This is a genomic window from Streptomyces axinellae (assembly GCF_039532135.1).
GTDB lineage: Bacteria > Actinomycetota > Actinomycetes > Streptomycetales > Streptomycetaceae > Streptomyces > Streptomyces axinellae.
Map to the genome: position 1 here is coordinate 1 of NZ_BAAARJ010000029.1, position 18,986 is coordinate 18,986.

Sequence of the window (18,986 nt, forward strand, 5' to 3'; positions counted from 1 at the left end):
CCAGGGGTTTGCGGGGTGTGGGGAAGGGGGCGTTGAAGGGGCGGGCTGCGGACGCCTTCTGGGAGAAGGTGGGGCTGGAGCCGGTCAAGTGGGTGAAGGCGGCGGACGCGTGCGAGAAGGCTGCCGGTGCGCTGGAGGATTTCGCGGGCACGGTGGAGTGGGCGCAGGGCCAGGCGCGGGAGGCCGTGGCCAAGTACAAGGACGACAAGAAGAAGGCCGCCCAGGAGCAGTTGGACGAGGCGCGATCCCAGCGTGACGAGGCGGCGGGGCGGGCGCGCACGGCGGTGCGGGCGGCGCGGGACGCGGCCCCGCCCAAGCCGTCTTATGCGGAGCAGGCGAGCGACGGGCTGACGGGTCTGCAACTGGATGCCACACACTTGACGGGCGGTGTGATCAAGGGCGTCGCCGGGCTGAACAATTTCGTGCGGAGTGTGAATCCGGTTGATCCGTACAACTTGACGCATCCGGCGGAGTACGTCACCAATCTGAATTCGACGGTGACGGGTATCGCGCGGGTGGCGAATGATCCGGTCGGCACCGGTAAGCAGATGTGGGAGACGTTCAAGAAAGACCCGTCCGAGGGTGTGGGCCGCCTCATTCCCGAGTTGCTGGGCACCAAGGGTGTGGGGCTGGCGACCAAGGCGGGACGGGCGGGGAAACTGGCCAAGGAACTGGCCAGTGGGCGCAGGGCGTTGGAGAAGAAGGGGCCAGGGCAGGCGGCCCGCAGGGGCGAGGAGACCCCTTCGGGCCGCACCGACCCGGTGGACCTGGCCACAGGACTGATGTATCTGCCGCAGACCGACCTGACCCTCCCCGGGACGCTCCCGCTGACGTTCAGCCGACGCGTGGAATCGGGCTACCGGCTCGGCCGCTGGTTCGGCCCGTCCTGGGCTTCCACGGTGGACCAGCGCCTGGAGACCGACCCCGAAGGGGTCGTCTTCGTCGCGGAGGACGGCCGCCTGCTGCACTTCCCGCATCCGGCGCCTGGGCTGCCTACGTATCCGTCGGCGGGCGCCTCCCGGATGCCGCTGGAACGTACGGAGGACGGCGGGTACCTGTTGACGGAGCCGGAGACGGGATGGGTGCGCCACTTCGCCCCGCCGAGGGGTGCGGCGGACGCGCCCGAGTACGGCGTGGCTGACGGGGTCTGCCGTCTGGAGCAGATCACCGACCGTAACGGCCACTTCATCGTCTTCGAGTACGAGGAGGGGACGGGAGCCCCGAGCCGTCTGGTCCACAGTGGCGGCTACGAGGTGAGACTGACCGTCGAGGACGGGCGCGTCACGGCGTTGAGCCTGGTGGACGGGGACGGCGTAACGGCGGTCATGCGCTACGGCTACACCGACGGTCACCTGACGGAGGTGGTCAACTCCTCGGGCCTGCCGTTGCGGTTCGAGTACGACGACGAGGCGCGGGTGGTGTCGTGGACGGATACCAATGAGCGCCGCTACGACTACGTCTACGACAACGTGCACCGCGTCATCGCCGAGGGCGGCACCGCCGGGCACATGCAGGTGCGTATCGACTACGACGGCCACGACGAAGCGACGGGCCACAAGGTCACCACCCTCACGAGCGCGGCCGGACACGTCACCCGCACCCTCTTCAACGAACACGGCCAGGCCGTCGGCGAGATCGATGCGCTGGGCCACCGCATCAGCATCGAACGGGACGCGTTCAACCGCCCTCTGTCCCGCACGGACGCGCTGGGCCGCACGACGCGGTTCACCTACGACGAAGAGGGCTGCCTGGTAGCAGTCGTTCGTCATGAGGGCTCGAAGATCACAACCGTACGCAACGAGTTGGGACTTCCGCTTGCGATCACCGACCCTGATGGCGGGGTGTGGCGCAACGAGTGGGATGAGAGAGGCAACCGAATCTCCCTGACCGACCCAGCGGGACACACCACGCACTTCGCCTACGACGGTCAAGGTGCCTTGACTCTCGTTTCGGACGCGCTGGGCGCCACGACTCGCCTGCGCTGTGATCCGGCTGGGCTCCCAGTGGAGATCACCGACCCACTAGGCGGCACCACGCGTTACGAACGAGATGCGTTCGGCCGCCCAGTACGCGTAACAGACCCGCTCGGTGCGTCGACGGAACTGTCCTGGACGGTCGAAGGTCGTCTGACCCGCCGCATCGGGCCGGACGGCGCAACCGAACGCTGGGAGTGGGACGGCGAAGGCAACTGCATCCGCCACGTGGACGCCGCAGGCGGCGAGACCCGTTACGAGTACACCCACTTCGACATGCTCGCGGCCCGCACCGGCCCGGACGGGGTGCGCTACGAATTCGCCTACGACGCGGCACTGCGCCTCACCCAGGTCACCAACCCCCACTGCCTGACCTGGGACTACACCTACGACCCCGCCGGCCGCCTGATTGCTGAGACAGACTTCGACAACCGGACGCAGCGCTACGAGCTGGACGCGGCAGGTCAGCTGATCAGAAGGATCACGTCGCTGGGAGAGGAGATCACCTACGAACGGAACGCACTCGGCCATACCGTGCGCAAGAACGCTGCGGGTGCGGTGACGACATACAGGTATGACGCGGCGAGTCGCCTGCTGGAGGCGTCCGGACCAGACGCAGAGGTCCGCTACCAGCGGGACAAGCTAGGGCGCGTGAAGACCGAGATGGTCAACGGGCGGGTACTGACGTATGTATACGACGCCTTGGGGCGCTGTACTCGCCGAGTGACCCCGACGGGTGCAGTCTCGGTGAGCACGTATGACCAGCGGGGCAACCGCACTTCGTTGATCGCATCGGGCCATAGGCTGGATTTCACGCACGATGTAAGAGGACGCGAGACTGGGCGCCGCATAGGGAATGAGGGGCTCAGGCTGACGCAGGTGTGGGATCCGGCCGGCCGCTTGCACCGCCAGTCTCTGGCTGTTCAGGAAACGGTCCAGCACCGGGAATACACCTACCGGGCGGACGGCTGTCTGACCAGTATCGATGACCTTCTGTCGGGTCGCAGCGAATTCGAGCTGGACGCGGTGGGCCGCGTGACAGCCGTGAATGCCCGAGGCTGGAAAGAGTCCTACGCCTACGACGGGGCAGGAAACCAGACACATGCCTCTTGGCCGACAACGCATGCGGTCCCGGAAGCGACAGGTGCTCGAACCTACGAGGGCACTACCGTCAAGACGGCGGGCCGGGTTCGTTACGAGCATGACGCGGCAGGTCGCGTCGCGCTCCGTCAGAAGAATTTCCTGTCGAAGAAGCCCGACACCTGGCGCTACAACTGGGATGTAGAGGACCGCCTTGTCCGGGCCGTCACCCCGGATGGCACAGTCTGGCGCTACGAATACGACCCGCTTGGACGTAGAACTGCCAAGCACCGTATGGCCGGCGATAAGCCTGTGGAAACTGTTACCTTCACCTGGGACGGTCCCACGCTGATCGAACAGACCACTACGGCCCCCAACTTCACTCATCCGGTAACCCTCACTTGGGACTACAAGGGCTTCACCCCCCTGGCGCAGACCGAACGACTCATAAACGAGATGACCCAGCAGGAAGTGGACTCGCGCTTCTACGCGATAGTCACCGACCTGGTTGGCGCCCCTACAGAACTCGTCTCGGAAGAAGGCGAGATTTCCTGGCACGCCCGGTCCACCCTCTGGGGTACCACCGCCTGGCACGCGGAGAGCGCTGCGTATACTCCGCTGCGTTTCCCCGGCCAGTACTACGACCCCGAAACCGGCCTCCATTACAACTACTTTCGCCACTATGACCCTGAAGTGGCTTGCTATGTGACGGCAGACTCCCTCGGCCTACAACCTGCCCCGAATCCGAGAAGTTACGTCCATAATCCACACGTGGTTTCGGATCCGTTCGGGCTGACTCCTGACGACTATCGCGACGGGCCGCCCCAGGGGATCACGCAGGAAAAATTCGACGAGATGAGCCAGATGGTGCGCGAAAGAGCGGGTCATCTCGGAGACGATATAGTCGTCCAGGGAAGCAGAGCGGCCGGGACGGCGAGGCTTGAATCTGACATCGACTTGGCAATTAGAGTTTCTCCTCAGAAATTTGACGAACTGATTTCTGAACGCTTCGGGAAGCCTAACCCTGAAAGTGCCAAGGAGCGAACAATGAACTGGGCCGTGGAGACGGGTAAGATTCAATCTGGTGAAGCCGGCCTCAGATCTCTGAGGAAGGCTCTTGAGAAACACCTCGGCATGGATGTTGACATTTCCGTGATACGCCGGGGAGGTCCATTCGATAATCCTCCCTTTATTAAGGTGCCATAGCAATGGAAGACAAAGACTTCGATGACTACTGCAAGATTTTCATCAAGAAGGACTCGACCATCGCGGTGATGGACATGGTGTCCGCGCTGACCGGCGGCTCCTTTGAGCGGCGTACGATGGACCTCCCTCATATGGTCATTGATGTCCTTTCCAATCCAGATAAGGGGCTTCAAGAGGACTTCGTTGCGTGGCCTGTGATAATCGAAGTCGAGAAACCGGGGGCTACGCGGTGGGATGACTATCTGGAGGGAGTTCGGGCTATGTTGATTTATTTCTGGGAGAGTGAGACGCCGGCTGTAGCTGCCTGTGATTTCGAGGATGAACTCCCATGGAACGGCGGGATCAGCAGAATCGCGAAGTGACCGTGTGAGACATTCGACGGGTGAATCTCCTGGTAATCCTGGCTGGGTATCACGGCCCAGGGCTCGTGGGGGGGATATCCGAAAGAGGCGTCAAGTGGTGAATTGTCGATTTGTCACTGAAGTTTCGTTTGGCCAGGAAAGCTCTGCGGGCCCCCTTGGAGGCGCTCCGTTCCGACCGTGGAGTCGGGCGGGCTTTTGGGAAGCCTCCTCCGATCGCATCCCGTCGCGATCGAGGTATATGAGACGGAGAAGCGTAAGGCGCTGGCCTCTTCATAGGGTGAGACGTATGCGGAGGGTGTAGGTCTGTGGCTTCTCCCTGTTCCAGGTAGTTCGGCTGCCCTCTGGAGGACCCGCCGGTGAGTGCCGCTGGGCGTTATTGCAGGGTGGAGGGGGCCCACACCGCTCACAGATCAGGAAGAACCATGTTCGGGCGTTTCTCGTTCTCCCCGCAGCTGCGCAGGCCCGTGATCGTGGTGCCAGGGGTGGTGGCTGTGCTTGCCGTGGTGGCTCTGCTCATCGTTCTCGCTACGAATGGGGGGTTCTCCGGTGACGGGGACGGGGGTGCCTCGCGGAAGAAGGACGACGGGGCGGGGCAGCGGCCCGGTCCCGGGCACACGCCGAAACCGGAGCACACGCCGAAACCGGGCGACAAGCCGCGGCCTGAGCCGAAGACCGAGCCGACCCTGCTTCAGCAGGGGAGCGGCATGTACCCGCGGGCGATTCGGCTCGCGCACAACGGGCGGGCCAACGGCCGGGTGCTCGTCTCGACCGTCACCCATTCAGGGGGTGACGGTTTCGCTCGGTTCCAGGAGAGCACCGACGACGGCGCCAGCTTCCACCGGGCGGGCACCGTGGCTGATCCGAAGGCGGCGAAAGGGCGTGGCCTGTGCTGCGGGGTGTTGTACGAGCTGCCGCGGCGCGTGGGGGACATGCCGGCCGGCACGCTGCTGTGGGCGGCTTCGGCCGGGCAGGAGGAGAAGAACCGGCGTATGACCATCCGGGTCTTCAAGAGCACTGATCTGGCCCGCAGTTGGTCCTATCTTTCCACGGTGGCCACGGCTCGGGCCGACGGCGGGCTGTGGGAACCGGAGTTCTCCGTGGACGCCGACGGGAAGCTGGTCTGCCACTACTCCGATGAGACCGATCCGGCACACAGCCAGAAACTGGTCGCCGCCCGCAGCGGGGACGGCGTCTCGTGGAGCCCGCCGCGCGATACCGTGGCCAGTTCCCTGGGCACGGACCGGCCCGGAATGGCGGTGGTGCGCCGTCTGCCGGACGGGAAGTACGTGATGACGTACGAAATCTGCTCGTCACGTGGGCAGTTCGACTGTGTGGCGCACTACCGTACGTCTCCCGACGGGTGGGACTGGGGCGATCCCGCCGGTCTGGGGATCCGGCCCGAGACAGCGGACGGTGAGTACTTCAAGCACGCGCCCACGCTGGCCTGGGCCCCCGGGAAGGGGAACTCGCGGGGCAAGCTGCTGCTGGTCGGCCAGGCGATGTACCGAGCGGACGGGAGCCGGGCTCCGGACAGCGGCCGGGTGATCTGGACCAACAGCGACGGCGGCCGTGGGCCGTGGCGGAAGGTCGCCGCGCCGGTCGCGGTCAAGACGTCCGAGCTGGGTCCCTGCCCCAACTACAGCTCCAGTCTGGTTCCGTCCGCCGATGGCGGCCACGTGCTGGAAGCGGCGACGGACATGGTCCAGGGCCAGTGCAGGCCCTACTTCGCCACCCGTCCCCTGTGAGGGGCCGGGCGACCGGCCGGTGCCTTTGATGTGCCGTGCTGACTCCCCGCGCACGGCCCCGGCAGGCGCGGGAACGGCATCCGGGTGCGCCGTTTGCCGGTCCGGCAAGTGTTCTTGGCCGCTGGTTCCGGACTGACGGAGGCTCGGGCAGATGCCGGGCAGATGCCGGGCGCTGACGGGGTGTCTGCCGTACCGGCCCCGAGGCGGGTCCGGCACGCCGGTCCGCCTGAGCACCCAGGAGTACGTCATGTCGCAGTCCCCCGCCCACTCCGCCCTCTCATCTCTCTCCGCCCACTCCGTTCCCACCAACGGTCCGCTCGCCGCTCCGCCGGGTGCCCGGCACCGGATGGCCGCGGTGCCGGGTGGCGGCCGGATCCACCTGGTGGAGCAGGGGACGGGGCCGCTTGTGCTGCTCGTGCACGGGTTCCCGGAGGGCTGGTACTCCTGGCGCCACCAGCTGCCCGCTCTCGCGGCGGCCGGTTACCGCGCCGTCGCCGTGGACGTACGCGGCTACGGGCGCTCCTCCAAGCCGGGCGCTGTCGCCGACTACCGGATGCTGGCCCATGTCGCCGACAACGCGGGTGTCGTCCACGCGCTGGGGGAGCGCACCGCGACCGTCGTGGGGCACGACTGGGGCGCCACCATCGCCGCGCACAGTGCCCTGCTGCGCCCCGACGTCTTCACCGCTGCGGCCCTGCTCGGCGTTCCGTACACGCCGCGTGAGGGAACGCCGCCCACCGAGGTGTTCGGCGCACTCGGCGGTGCCGAGGAGTTCTACGTCGGCTACTTCCAGCGGCCGGGGCGGGCCGAGGCGGAGATCGAGGCCGATGTGCGTGGCTGGCTCGCGGGCTTCTACGCCAGTCTCTCGGCCGACACCATGGCAGGTCCGGAGACCGACCCCGGCCCCGAGCGGGGTTCTGCGTCCGGTCCCGGCTCCCGCCACCGACCGGGTGCTGCCCGAAACGGTGGCGGTGGCCCGTACTTCGTGCCGGAGGGGGGCCGGATGGCCGACCGGTTCGTCGTCGGGACGCTGCCCGGCTGGCTGAGCGAGAGCGAACTGGACGCGATCGCGGGGGAGTTCGAGCGTACGGGGCTGACGGGCGCGCTCAACCGCTACCGCAACGTCGATCGCGACTGGGCGGATCTGGCCGCCTGGGACGGGGCGCCGCTGCGCGTGCCCTCCCTCTTCGTCGGCGGCGAACTGGATGCCTCGGCGGCCTGGCTGGCTCCGGCGATCGAGGCGTTTCCCCGGACCGTGCCGGACCTGCGGGGCTCGCACCTCCTGCCCGGGTGCGGGCACTGGGTGCAGCAGGAGCGGCCGGAGGAGGTCAACCGCCTCCTCGTGGGGTGGCTGGCGAATCTCTGAGCCGACCGGGAGCGACGGGAGCGACGGGAGCGACGGGAGCGACGGAGTGGCGGTACCGGGGACAGGGTTCAGGAAGCGGACGCTCAGTCGTGCGGGGTGAGCAGCGCGGCGAGCGGGACCGTGATGTCCGCGCGGCTGGGCGGACTCGTCGCGACGAGGGACTGGACGAGCAGCCCGTCGAGCACCTGGACGAGCGCCGTGGCGGTCCGCTCGTCCGTGTGCCGCGCCAGCACCGCGTACTCGGCCTCCGCGTACAGCAGGGCCGAGGCGCGCAGCTCGGGCCGTCGCATCGCGGCCGTCAGCAGCTCGTAGGAGGCGATCAACTCCTCGCGCGAATGGTTCAGCTGGTCCTCGACCAGGTCGGCGAGCGCTTCGACGAGGCCGGCGGGGGACACCTCGCCCAGCTTTTCGCCCCAGGAGCGCAGCCAGTGCGCGTAGCGCTCGCTCAGCTGCCGGGTGGCGGCGTCCAGCAGGTCGTCGAGGGTGGCGAAGTAGTACGTCGTCGAGCCGAGCGGCACGCGCGCCTCGCGGGCGACCGCGCGGTGGCTGACGCCCGCGATGCCGTGCTCCAGCAGCAGCCGCTCGGTGGCGGCCATGATCCGCTCCCGGCGCTCGGGGTCGGCCGGTCCGCGCTTGGCTGCCATCGGTACTCCGTCTCTCCGGGCGGTCTCTCCGGGCGCCGGGAAGATGAGGAAGCGCGGTCCCGGCGCGCTTTTTTGTGTACCCTAGTACACAGATTTATGTACGAGCGTACACAAACGTCGGTGCGGGAAAACCGCACCCGGCAGAGGGGAGGCGCTGCGAGATGGCGCACAACGCGACCGCGAAGGCCGGCCCGCGCGAGTGGGCCGGCCTGGTGGTCCTCACGCTGCCGGTGCTCCTGATCGCGGTGGACCTCACCGTCCTCGGCTTCGCGATCCCCGCGCTCAGCGCGGACCTCGCCCCGTCGAGCACTCAACTGCTGTGGCTCGTGGACATCTACTCGTTCGTGCTCGCCGGGCTGCTGGTGACCATGGGGACGCTCGGTGACCGGATCGGCCGCCGCAAGCTGCTCATGATCGGCTGTGCCGGCTTCGGCGCCGCCTCCGTACTCGCCGCCTACGCGCCAAGCGCCACCGGCCTGATCTCCGCGCGCGTCGTGCTCGGCGTCGCCGGAGCCACGCTGATGCCCTCGACGCTCTCCCTGCTGCGCAACATGTTCCGCGACGAGCGGCAGCGGCTGGTGGCCGTCGCCGCCTGGGGGTCGGCGTTCAGTGCGGGCTCCGCGCTCGGGCCCGTCATAGGAGGGGTGCTGCTGGAGCACTTCTGGTGGGGCTCGGTCTTTCTGATCAACGTGCCGATCGTGGTGCTCGCCCTCATCGGGCTGCCGCTGCTGGTGCCCGAGACGCGCGATCCGGCGCCCGGCCGCTTCGACCTGCTGAGCGCCGCGCTCACCTTGCTGACCGTGCTGCCCGTCGTCTACGCCATCAAGACCTTCGCGCACGGCGACGAGTTGAAGGCGCTGCCGTTCCTCGCCGTCGGCCTGCTCTTCGGGTATGTGTTCGTGCGGCGCCAGCGTTCGCTGCCCGATCCGCTCATCGACGTCTCGCTGTTCAGGATCCGTGTCTTCTCGGCCGCGATCGCCACCAACGTGCTGGTGGTCTTCGTGATGGCCGGATCGCTCTTCTTCATCCCGCAGTTCCTCCAGCTCTCCGAGGGGCTCTCCCCGCTGCGCGGCGGGCTCCTGCTGCTGCCGGGCGCGGCACTCTCGGTGGCCTCCGGCTTCTTCGCCGCCGCCGCGGCCCAACGGGCCGGGCTGCGCCGCCTGGTCACCGGGGGCCTGGCCACGGCGGCAGTCGGCTACGCCGTGATGACGGCGCTGCCGCTCGGGCACGGGGCCCTCGTGGTCACCGTCGCCTTCTGCCTCATCAGCCTGGGCGTGGGCACGGTGATGACGCTGACCGACAGCATCGTGCTCTCCACCGTGCCGCCCGAACGCGCGGGTGTCGCCTCCGCGGTGGCCGAGACCGGTCTCGAACTGGGCGGCGCGCTCGGTGTCGCGGTGCTGGGCAGCGTGCTCTCGTCCGCGTACCGCATGGGTCTGGACCCGGTGGAGGGCGTGCCCGCCAAGGCGATGGCAGGTGCGCGCGAGACGTTCGCCAACGCGCTGAGCCGGGCCCAGGAGACGGGTGGCGCGGCCGGCCGGTCGCTGGCCGATGCCGCGCGGGACGCGTTCGCCGGAGGCATACAGCTCACCGGGATCGTCGGCGCGGCCCTGCTGGTGTTCGCGACGGGGCAGGCGTGGGTGCTGCTGCGGGCCGAAGGGCAGGCGCCCGAGGGCGGCGCCGCGAGGGATGCGGGGGCCGGAAGTGACCGGGGCGACGGGGGTGGCGGGGCCGACCGTCCGCTTGACTCTACAGTCCTGTAGATTCAAAGGTGCCGGTCAACCGACACACCGATCCCGGGAGGACACCGTGGGAGTTTCACTGGCCAAGGGCGGCAACGTCTCGCTGAGCAAGGAGGCACCGGGCCTGACCGCGGTCCTTGTCGGGCTGGGCTGGGACGTCCGCACGACCACGGGCAGCGACTACGACCTGGACGCCAGCGCCCTGCTGTGCAATGCCTCCGGCAAGGTCCTCTCCGACCAGCACTTCGTCTTCTACAACAACCTCACCAGCCCCGACGGTTCGGTCGAGCACACGGGCGACAACCTCACGGGCGAGGGTGAGGGCGATGACGAGTCGCTGAAGGTCAACCTCGCGGCCGTGCCCGGCGAGGTGGACAAGATCGTCTTCCCCGTCTCCATCCACGACGCCGAACGGCGCGGCCAGAACTTCGGACAGGTCAGCAACGCTTTCATCCGCGTCGTCAACCAGTCCGGCGGCACCGAACTGGCCCGCTACGACCTCACCGAGGACGCCGCCACCGAGACCGCCATGGTCTTCGGCGAGCTGTACCGGCACGGCGGCGAGTGGAAGTTCCGCGCGGTCGGACAGGGCTACGCCTCCGGACTCGCGGGCATCGCACAGGACTTCGGCGTCAACGTCTGAGGGGCGGGCAGCGCGGGTGGCGCCACGCGGTGCTGGGCGCGCCGGGGCGCCGGAGAGCGGACATCGGGCGCACCGATGACGCCGCGTGCCGGTGCCGTCTGCCGTCTGCCGTCTGCCGTCTGCCGTCTGCCGTCTGCCGCCTGCCGCTTCGGCGTGGGCGGCGCGGCGTACGGCCCGTACGGACTGGAGGTACGGCATCGTTCCGGCGCCGTACTTCCAGGCCGTACCTCCATCCCCCTCCTGTCCGCCGGCTCCGCCTCCGTCCGACCGCAGTTGAGACACCCTTGGGGAACCCATCGTGACCAGCCGCACCGACCCCCTCCGCCTCCACAAGCGCGACAGACCCGACTTCGAGCGCGTACTGCACCAAGCCCTGCAGAGTGACCACGTTCAGCAGGCGCTGCGTGCCTCCTCGTCGGGGGCGGCGGCTGCCGTGGAACTCCGGGCGCGGGCCCGGGACGACGCGGACAGCATCGTCTCGGCGTCGCGCGAGGAGTACGCCGCGTACCTTCGGCTGCGGACCGGTGCCGACAAGCGGGCCGCCCGGCTGACCCGGCCCTCGGGAGCACATGGACAGGGCCTGCCCGCCGCGCTCGCCGTGCTGACCCCGGCCATCTCCGGCACTGCCGCCGCGATCTTCCTGTTACTCGGCTACGGCATGCGGCTCACCGGTACGCACCAAGAGCTGGCCGGGTCCCTGGTGCGCACCGGCTGGGCCGGTGCCGCGCTCGCCGCCCTCGCGCTGGCAGCCGGTATGGCGGGCGTCCTGCTGGCCGCGCTGCGCAACCGGGCCGCGGCCAAGCGCAGCCACGGCCGGGCCGGGGAACTCGAACAGGCCAGAAAAGACTGGCAGTCCGCGCTGCTGGAGCGCGGCATGCTGCCCTTCGTCCAGCACCTGCTGGCGCAGTGGGGAACGGGCGGCCCCGAGACGGACGGCTCGTCCGCGCCCGCGAAGCCGCCCCCGCCCCGCCGCTACTCCAGCCCCGACTTCACGGCACCCGACTACTCGGGCCCCGACTTCGGCCGCTGAGCGCGGAGTCCGGGTGCCCGGCGGATCGGGGTGCCGCAAAAGGGCGCGGGGAACCGCGTGCCCAGCGCGAACGCGCCCGCACTCGGCAGAGCACGAACAGGGCACCTCCTGCTCACCAAAGGGGAGCGCGGGGTCTCGGCGGGGTGCGGACCGGCGCGCGCCGACTCGCGCGCCGACCGCGCGCTGTCGCGGGCGAACAGCGGCCCCGTGTCGGTGGGGCAGGCCCGGACCCGTCCCGTGCCGCCCGTCCCGGGGATAGGCCGATCCGGCGATTGGCGCAAGGTGTCAGCGCGCCGCTGCGCCCCCGCGCTCGGGGGCAGGACGATGCGTGCCATGACTCAGGTCGTACGAAGTAGACGGATCGCGGCCCGCACAGCCGCGCTGCTGTGCGCCGTGGTGCTGGCCGGCGGGCTGCCGCAGCCGGGGGCGACGGCGCGCTCCCGCCCCGGGCCCGCCGAGCCGGCGGCGCAGGTGCCCGAGCGGATCGCCGTGCTCTACCGCGAAGCCTCCGCCGCCTCGGCGCGGTTCGAGCGCGCGCACCGCAAGGCGGACCGGCAGCGGGCGGTGGTCACCAGGACGCAGCGGGCCGTCAGCCGCGGCAAGAAGCGGCTGCGCCGCCAGCACCTGCAGCTCGGCAAGGTTGCCCGCAGCCAGTACCAGCAGGGCGGCTGGACCCCGGGTGCCCAGTTGATGATGACCCGTTCGCCCGAGAGCCTGCTCGAACAGCTCCGCGCCCAGCGGCAGGGCGACCACGCGTTCGTACGGTTGCTGCACGCGACCAGGACGACGCAGCACCGTCTTGAGCGCAACCGGGCGCGCGGCCGGGCCGTCCTGCGCAGGCTGAAGAGGAACGAGGCGCGGGAGGCGCATGCCAAGCACACCGTGGAGGCGCGGCTGGCGCAGGCCGAGCGGCAGCTGCACCGGGCGCGCGCGGCCCGGGACGCGCGCGCGGTGGGTCCGGTGACGCGGGCCGCGCAGGCGCTCCCCGTCGCCGAGGGGGACGGCTGTGCGTACGCGCCGCCGGATTCGGGCCGCCGGGCCAAGGGCGTCACGCGGGCCAGGGGCGGGAAGTGGACGGCCCCGGTCTCCGACTACGTGCTCTCCGCGGGCTTCGCCTCCTCGGGTGAGCGCTGGGCGCACCACCACACCGGCCAGGACTTCGCGGTGCCGGCCGGTACTCCCGTACACGCCGTGGGCGCGGGGAAGGTCGTGTCCACGAACTGCGGCGACGCTTTCGGGAACCAGATCGTCATCCGCCACTCCGACGGCTACTGCACGCAGTACGCGCACCTGTCGCGTATCCATGTGCGGGCGGGCCAGAAGGTGGCGGCGGGGGAACTGATCGGCCTGTCGGGCAACACCGGCAATTCCACCGGCCCGCACCTGCACTTCGAGGCGCGGGTGACGCCCGGCATGGGCTCGGGCGTCGAACCGGTGCGCTGGCTGCGCGATCGCGGCGTCCGCGTGTAGGGAGCGGGAGCGGGGCCCGGTGCCGCCCGGCGCCCGGCCCCACGGACCGGCGCCGGGCCCGCACCCGTCGGGCGCGGGGTCACTCAGTGCGGCGAGGAGAGCCGCGCCTTGCGCCGTCGTCCCAGCCAGGTCTGTACGACCACGACGAGGACGAGGAAGGCACCGCTGACGACCTGCTGGTAGGCGGAGTCCAGGGAGCCGATCTGGTTGATGACGTTCTGGATGACCTTCAGCAGCAGCACGCCGACCAGCGAACCGCTCACGAAGCCCATGCCGCCGGTCAGCAGCGTGCCGCCGATGACGACGGCGGAGATCGCCTCCAGCTCCATGCCCTGCCCCAGAATGGTGACGCCCGAGGCGAGCCATGCCGCGTTCAGCGCCCCGGCCAGCCCGGCGAGCAGCCCCGACAGGACGTAGACGGACACCTTCGTGCGGACGACGGAGGTGCCCATCAAGGAGGCGGCGTCCTCGTTGCCGCCCACCGCGTAGACGTTCTGGCCGAAGCGGGTGCGCCGCAGCACCAGCCCGCCCAGCAGGAACAGCGCCAGCGTGATCCACACCGGGACGCCGAGCCCGAGCAGTCTGCCCCGGCCCAGGTCAGCGAAGAGGGAGTCCTTGGCCACCAGGAAGGTGTCGGCGCCCTCGTCGGTGATGTTCAGCATGATGCCGCGCGCGCCCAGCATCGCGGCGAGCGTGACGATGAACGGTGCCAGCCGCACCCGGGCGATCAGCACCCCGTTGACCAGCCCGATCGCCCCGCACACCACCAGCGGCAGCAGCAGTGCGACCACCGGGCCGTGGCGCGAGCCCCAGGCGGCCAGTACGCCGCCGAGGACGAACACGGAGCCGACGGACAGGTCGATGCCGCCGGAGACGATCACGAACGTCATGCCGAGCGCGACGATCGCCAGGAACGCGGCCGAGACGGCGACGTTCTCCAGGTTCCCCGCGGTGGCGAACGAGTCGAACGAGACCGAGGCGATCAGCGCCGTCAGCACCAGCGCCACCAGTGCGCCGTGCCGTTGCGCGAGGGCACTCAGCCGCTCGGCGCGGGCGCCGCCGCCGAACCGTCCCCGGCCTTCGCCGGACCCTCCCCGGCCGCCGCCCTGGGCACCGCCGGGGCCCGTGCCGTGCCGGCCGCCCGGCGCGGGGGCGGCGGGGCCGTTGCCCGGCGGGTGCGGTCCGGGCCCGCCGTCCGCGCGTTCTCGGGTGTTCGTGGCGCTCACCGCTTCCCCCTCTCGCGTGCCGCGTAGACCGCGAGCACGATGACCACGGCCTGCGCGAGCTGCGTCCAGGAGGGCGGCAGGTCGTGTTTGATGAGCGTGGCCGTCAGCAGTTGGATCAGCACCGCGCCCGCCACGGTCCCGCCGATGCGCACCCGCCCGCCGCTCAGCGGCGTGCCGCCCACGACGACGGCGGTGATCGCGGACAGCTCCATCAGCGTGCCCAGCGAGGTCGGGTCGCTGGCCTGGAGGCGGGCGGTGGCCAGGTAGCCGGCGATGGCCGCGAGCACCCCGGAGGCGACGTACACGCAGATCAGCACGCGCCGCACCGGCAGCCCGGACAGCCGCGCGGCCGGGCGGCTGTCGCCGATGGCCAGCAGCTGCCGCCCGAACGTCGTACGCCGCACCGTGAAGCCCACCAGTACCACCAGCAGCAGCGCGATCAGTGCCGGATACGGCACTCCCAGCAGGTCGCCGGAGCCCAGCGAGCGCATGCCGGGGTCGCGTACGTCCTTCAACTGCGGCAGCAGCACCAGCGCCAGGCCCCGGCCGCCGACCATCAGCGCCAGTGTCGCCACGATCGGCTGCACTCCGACGAAGGCGATCAGCGACCCGTTGACCAGGCCGACCACCACCCCGCCGAGCACCGCCGTCAACAGCGCGACCCACGGCCCGTAGCCCAGGTAGAGGGCCACCAGCGAGGTGGAGAGGGCCATCACCGAGCCGACGGACAAGTCGATGCCCTCGGATCCGATGGCCAGCGCCATGCCGAGCGCGACGATCAGGATGGGCGCGACCTGGACGGCCTGGGTGCGGAAGTTCTCGGCGGACAGGAAGTGTTCGGTGAAGGCGACGTTGAACAGCAGCAGTACGGCGACGCCCGCGTAGACGCCGTACGCCTGGAGCCAGGCGGTGACGGCGGCCTTGTCGGGCCCCGTACGGCGGACAGCGATCTCAGCCATGCGGTGCCTCCTCGGCCGCGCGCGCGGACGGCTCCTGCCCGCTCTTCTGCGACGTGCGGGGTGCGCTGCCCGGCGGTGTGCCCTGTGCGGCGCTCCGGGGTGTGCCGGGTGCCGCGTCCTGCGGTGTGTCCGGTGCCCCGTCCCGTGGACCGTCCTGTGCCGCGTCCCCCGGCACGTCCGCCCCCGCGTCCCCCGGTACGTCCGCCCCCGCGTGCGCGGGTGGGTCCGCCTCCGCGTCTGCCGGGCTCTCCGCGTCTGCCGGGCTCTCCGCGTCCGCCGGGCTCTCCGCGCCGGCCGGGTCCTCCGCCGCCGCGGCGATCGCCTCCATCAGACGATCCTCGGTGACCTCGTCGCCGGACAGCTCGCCGACGACAGCCCCGTCCCTGAGCACGACCACCCGGTCCGAGCCCTCGATCAGCTCTTCCAGATCGGAGGAGATCAGCAGCACGCCCAGCCCGTTGTCCGCCAGTTCGTCGATGAGCTTTTGCACCTCGGCCTTGGCGCCCACGTCGATACCCCGGGTCGGCTCGTCCAGCAGCAGCACCTTGGGCTCGGTGGCCAGCCAGCGGGCCAGCAGCACCTTCTGCTGGTTGCCGCCGGACAGTTCGCCCGCCTTCTGCCGGGGCGAGGACGCCTTGATGCGCAGCCGTTTCATGAACGTCTCCACCAGCGCGTCGATCCGCGCCTCGGAGACCAGCCCGCCCCGGGAGAGCCGGGGGAGCACCGCCAGCGCGATGTTCTCCCGCACCGAGAGGCCCGGCACGATGCCCTCGGTCTTGCGGTCCTCGGGCAGCAGCGAGACACCCGCGCGGATGGCGGCGGGCGGTGAGCCCGAGCGCAGCGGGGCGCCCGCCACCGTGACGCGGCCCTCGCTGAGCGCGAGCGCGCCCGAGACCGCCTTGACCGTCTCGGTACGGCCCGAGCCCAGCAGCCCGCCGAGGCCGACGACCTCGCCGGGGCGCACCTCGAAGGAGACGCCGTGCAACTGGTGCGGCACACTGAGCCCTTCGGCCCGCAACACCGGCTCCACGGCCGCCGCCGCGTGCTCGCCGCCGAACTTCGTGGTCCCCTCGGCCCGCACCTCGCCGATCTCCCGGCCCAGCATCAGCGACACCAGCCGCAGCCGCTCCAGTTCGGCCAGCGGCCCGGTGTGCACCCGGCGGCCGTCGCGCAGCACGGTGACCGCGTCGCACACGGCGTACAGCTCATCCAGCCGGTGGCTGACATAGACGACGGCCACGCCCTGTTCCCGCAGCCGCCGGATGACGCCGAAGAGGGTCTCCACCTCGCGCGGCTCCAGTGACGAGGTCGGCTCATCCATGATCACCACCCGTGCTTCCACGGAGACCGCGCGGGCCAGCGCCACCATCTGCTGGGCACCGACGCCGAGTTCGCCCAGCGGGCGGCGGACATCGGCGCGCACGCCGTACTCCCGGAGGGTCTCGGTGGCCTCGCGGTGCATCCGGGAGAAGTCGATGAGGCCGAGGCGGGAGCGCGGCTCGCGGCCCAGGTGGAGATTGCGGGCCACGCTCATCAGCGGGACGAGGTTGACCTCCTGGTAGATCGTGGAGATCCCGGCGCGCTGGGCGGCCAGCGGGGTGGCGAACTCCACGCGCTCCCCGCCGTACCGCACCTCGCCCTCGTCCGGGCCGTGGACCCCGGTCAGCACCTTGATCAGGGTCGACTTTCCCGCGCCGTTCTCGCCGATCAGCGCGTGCACCTCGCCGGGCGCCACGCCGAAGTCCACGCTGTCGAGGGCCAGTACGCCGGGGAAGCGTTTGGTGAGGCCGTGCACCGAGAGCGCGTGCATCAAAACGCCTTGCTCAAGTCCCGCTCCGCGTTGGCGGGGGTGTAGGCGCTGTCCTTGATGACGATGTCCTGGCCGACCTTCTTCCCCCGGGTGAACTCATCCAGCGTCTGGAATGCCAGCGGACCGAAGCGGGGGTTGGACTCCACGACTCCGTAGATCCACTTGTCCACGATGCCCTGGACGGCGTTGCGGGTGCCGTCCACGGTCACGATTTTGACGTCGCCCGCCTTCTTGCCCGCGCCCTTGAGCGCGTTGACGGCGCCGAGGCCCATCTCGTCGTTCTCGGCGTAGATTCCGTCGATGCCGGGCTTGGACTGGATGAGCTGCTCGGTGACCTGCTGGCCCTTCTCCCGCGCGAACTCGCCCGTCTGCTTGAAGACCACCTTGAGGCCCGGCGCCTTCTGCTTGATGCGCTCCGAGAAGCCCTTGGTGCGCTCGGTGGTGACGTTGTTGCCGGGCGCGCCGAGGAGGATGGCGACCTCGCCCTTGCCGCCGGTCGCCTTGATCATCTGATCGGCGGCGCGGCGGCCCTGCTGGACGAAGTCGGAGCCGATGAAGCTGACGTAGTCCTCGCACGCCTTGGCGTTGATCTTCCGGTCCACGGTGACGATCGGGATCTTCTTGGCCGCCGCCTGCTTGAGGACCGGCTCCCAGCCGTCGGAGTTCAGCGGCGCGATGACCAGCAGGTCCGCGCCCTTGGAGATGAGGTCCTGCACATCGCTGATCTGCTTGGAGAACTGCGACTGCGCGTTGGCCGTCAGCAGCTTGACCCCGCGCTTCTTGGCCTCCGCCTTGATGGAGGCGGTCTCCGCGATGCGGAAGGGGTTGGCTTCCTTCTCCGACTGCGAGAAGCCGACGGTGGCGCTCTTGAGGCCGGACTTCTTGCCGCCGTACGTGTCCAGGGTGCAGGTCTTGGCGCCCTGAGTGGGCTCGGCCGCCACCTGACCGCTGTCCTTGCCCCCGCCGGAGGCGGTGGACTTGTTGTTGTCGTCCTCGGACTTGGCACAGCCGAGGGAGAGAGCGAGAGTGGTGAGGAGCGCTGTTGTCGCTGTGAGGCGTCTTGCGAGCGGCTTCATGGTGGGGTTTTTACATCGTTGGAACGGCGCGTGTAAATACTCTGTACGGCAACTTGTGCGGACACGCGCGGAGTTGGTCGCTCCCCGCAGTGTCGTCAGCGACGGCGCCGGGTCGGCGGGGCCCGCCCGCCGACGGCCCGGGATGCCTGGCGACGTCCCCGCACGCGAGCGGACGGCCCGCAGCGAGAGTGCGACCGCCCTCCATCGGGGGCCCTCAGCGCCACTGTGGGGCCGCGCCGCCCGCCCGGGGGGCCGCCGCCTCGATCCTGTCCCGGATCTCCCGCAGTACGGCGACGATCCGCTGCTCCCGGCCCTCGGCCAGCCGGGCTGTGGGCACCGAACAGCTGATCGCGTCCATCGCGGGGGTGTCGTAGCGCAGGGGGAGGCCGAAGCCCGCGATGCCCGGTACGCCTTCCTCCCGGTCCACCGCGTATCCCCGCTCCCGCGTCCGCGCCAGGTCCGCCGCCAGTGCGGCGCGGTCGGGGCGGGTGTGGGGGTCAGTCGCTCCAGCGGGCCTTTTGGCAGGGGCAGTTCGCCTTCGTCGCGCTCGGCCAGCAGGGCCTTTCCCAGTGCGCCCGCGTGGGCGGGGAGGCGCCGACCCACCCGGCTGAAGGGCCGCGGGTATTCATGCGACCATGACGGCCGACACGGCCA

At 70.1% G+C, this 18,986-nt stretch carries 13 protein-coding genes and 1 pseudogene; 8 read left to right on the forward strand and 6 right to left on the reverse strand.

Going from position 1 to position 18,986, the window contains the following annotated elements; all coding sequences use genetic code 11:
• The 4 genes from ABD339_RS30555 to ABD339_RS30570 form a co-directional block, all read left to right on the forward strand.
• Positions 1 to 4,259, forward strand: a 4,259-nt coding sequence (locus ABD339_RS30555; protein WP_425576149.1) for a putative T7SS-secreted protein, incomplete at its 5' end; no start/stop codon positions are given.
• A 2-nt stretch (positions 4,260 to 4,261) separates the two neighbouring features.
• The gene (locus ABD339_RS30560; protein WP_344570411.1) at positions 4,262 to 4,621 is read left to right on the forward strand and encodes a hypothetical protein; all 360 of its coding nucleotides are present in this window, start codon (positions 4,262 to 4,264) and stop codon (positions 4,619 to 4,621) included.
• Positions 4,622 to 5,043: 422 nt separating this feature from the next.
• Entirely contained in the window at positions 5,044 to 6,366 is a 1,323-nt protein-coding gene (locus ABD339_RS30565) for an exo-alpha-sialidase (RefSeq protein ID WP_344570412.1), read from the forward strand.
• A 247-nt stretch (positions 6,367 to 6,613) separates the two neighbouring features.
• Positions 6,614 to 7,732 carry an alpha/beta fold hydrolase gene (locus tag ABD339_RS30570; protein ID WP_344570413.1) on the forward strand — a complete coding sequence of 373 codons (1,119 nt, stop codon included), beginning with the start codon at positions 6,614 to 6,616 and terminating at the stop codon, positions 7,730 to 7,732.
• A gap of 83 nt (positions 7,733 to 7,815) precedes the next feature.
• On the opposite strand, the gene ABD339_RS30575 is transcribed toward ABD339_RS30570, so the two are convergent.
• Positions 7,816 to 8,376 (reverse strand): TetR/AcrR family transcriptional regulator, encoded by a 561-nt coding sequence (locus ABD339_RS30575; protein WP_344570414.1) that lies wholly within the window; start codon positions 8,374 to 8,376, stop codon positions 7,816 to 7,818.
• A 161-nt stretch (positions 8,377 to 8,537) separates the two neighbouring features.
• On the opposite strand from ABD339_RS30575, the gene ABD339_RS30580 reads away from it, so the two are divergent.
• The 4 genes from ABD339_RS30580 to ABD339_RS30595 all read left to right on the forward strand — a co-directional run bounded on the left by ABD339_RS30580 (position 8,538) and on the right by ABD339_RS30595 (position 13,261).
• Positions 8,538 to 10,139 carry an MFS transporter gene (locus tag ABD339_RS30580; protein ID WP_344570415.1) on the forward strand — a complete coding sequence of 534 codons (1,602 nt, stop codon included), beginning with the start codon at positions 8,538 to 8,540 and terminating at the stop codon, positions 10,137 to 10,139.
• Between the two features lie 46 nt (positions 10,140 to 10,185).
• Complete coding sequence (locus ABD339_RS30585) at positions 10,186 to 10,761, forward strand: TerD family protein (RefSeq protein WP_344570416.1); 576 nt, start codon at positions 10,186 to 10,188, stop codon at positions 10,759 to 10,761.
• 298 nt (positions 10,762 to 11,059) lie between these two features.
• On the forward strand, positions 11,060 to 11,791 hold the full coding sequence (locus tag ABD339_RS30590) for a hypothetical protein (RefSeq protein ID WP_344570417.1): 732 nt from the start codon (positions 11,060 to 11,062) through the stop codon (positions 11,789 to 11,791).
• Positions 11,792 to 12,124: 333 nt separating this feature from the next.
• On the forward strand, positions 12,125 to 13,261 hold the full coding sequence (locus ABD339_RS30595; RefSeq protein WP_344570418.1) for a M23 family metallopeptidase: 1,137 nt from the start codon (positions 12,125 to 12,127) through the stop codon (positions 13,259 to 13,261).
• A gap of 83 nt (positions 13,262 to 13,344) precedes the next feature.
• Here ABD339_RS30595 and ABD339_RS30600 read toward each other — a convergent pair whose 3' ends face one another.
• From ABD339_RS30600 to ABD339_RS30620, 5 genes and pseudogenes are all read right to left on the reverse strand, one after another.
• Positions 13,345 to 14,301 carry an ABC transporter permease gene (locus tag ABD339_RS30600; protein ID WP_344570452.1) on the reverse strand — a complete coding sequence of 319 codons (957 nt, stop codon included), beginning with the start codon at positions 14,299 to 14,301 and terminating at the stop codon, positions 13,345 to 13,347.
• Positions 14,302 to 14,483: 182 nt separating this feature from the next.
• A complete protein-coding gene (locus ABD339_RS30605; RefSeq protein WP_344570419.1) occupies positions 14,484 to 15,446 on the reverse strand; it encodes an ABC transporter permease in 963 nt (320 codons plus the stop codon).
• On the reverse strand, positions 15,439 to 17,256 hold the full coding sequence (locus ABD339_RS30610; protein ID WP_344570420.1) for an ATP-binding cassette domain-containing protein: 1,818 nt from the start codon (positions 17,254 to 17,256) through the stop codon (positions 15,439 to 15,441). The genes ABD339_RS30605 and ABD339_RS30610 overlap by 8 nt, the downstream gene beginning before the upstream one ends.
• Positions 17,256 to 18,332, reverse strand: a complete 1,077-nt coding sequence (locus ABD339_RS30615) for an ABC transporter substrate-binding protein (protein ID WP_344570421.1) — start codon at positions 18,330 to 18,332, stop codon at positions 17,256 to 17,258. The genes ABD339_RS30610 and ABD339_RS30615 overlap by 1 nt, the downstream gene beginning before the upstream one ends.
• 214 nt (positions 18,333 to 18,546) lie before the next feature.
• Positions 18,547 to 18,965, reverse strand: a pseudogene (locus tag ABD339_RS30620) (IclR family transcriptional regulator domain-containing protein); the annotation flags it as partial.
• Between the last annotated feature and the right edge of the window lie 21 nt (positions 18,966 to 18,986).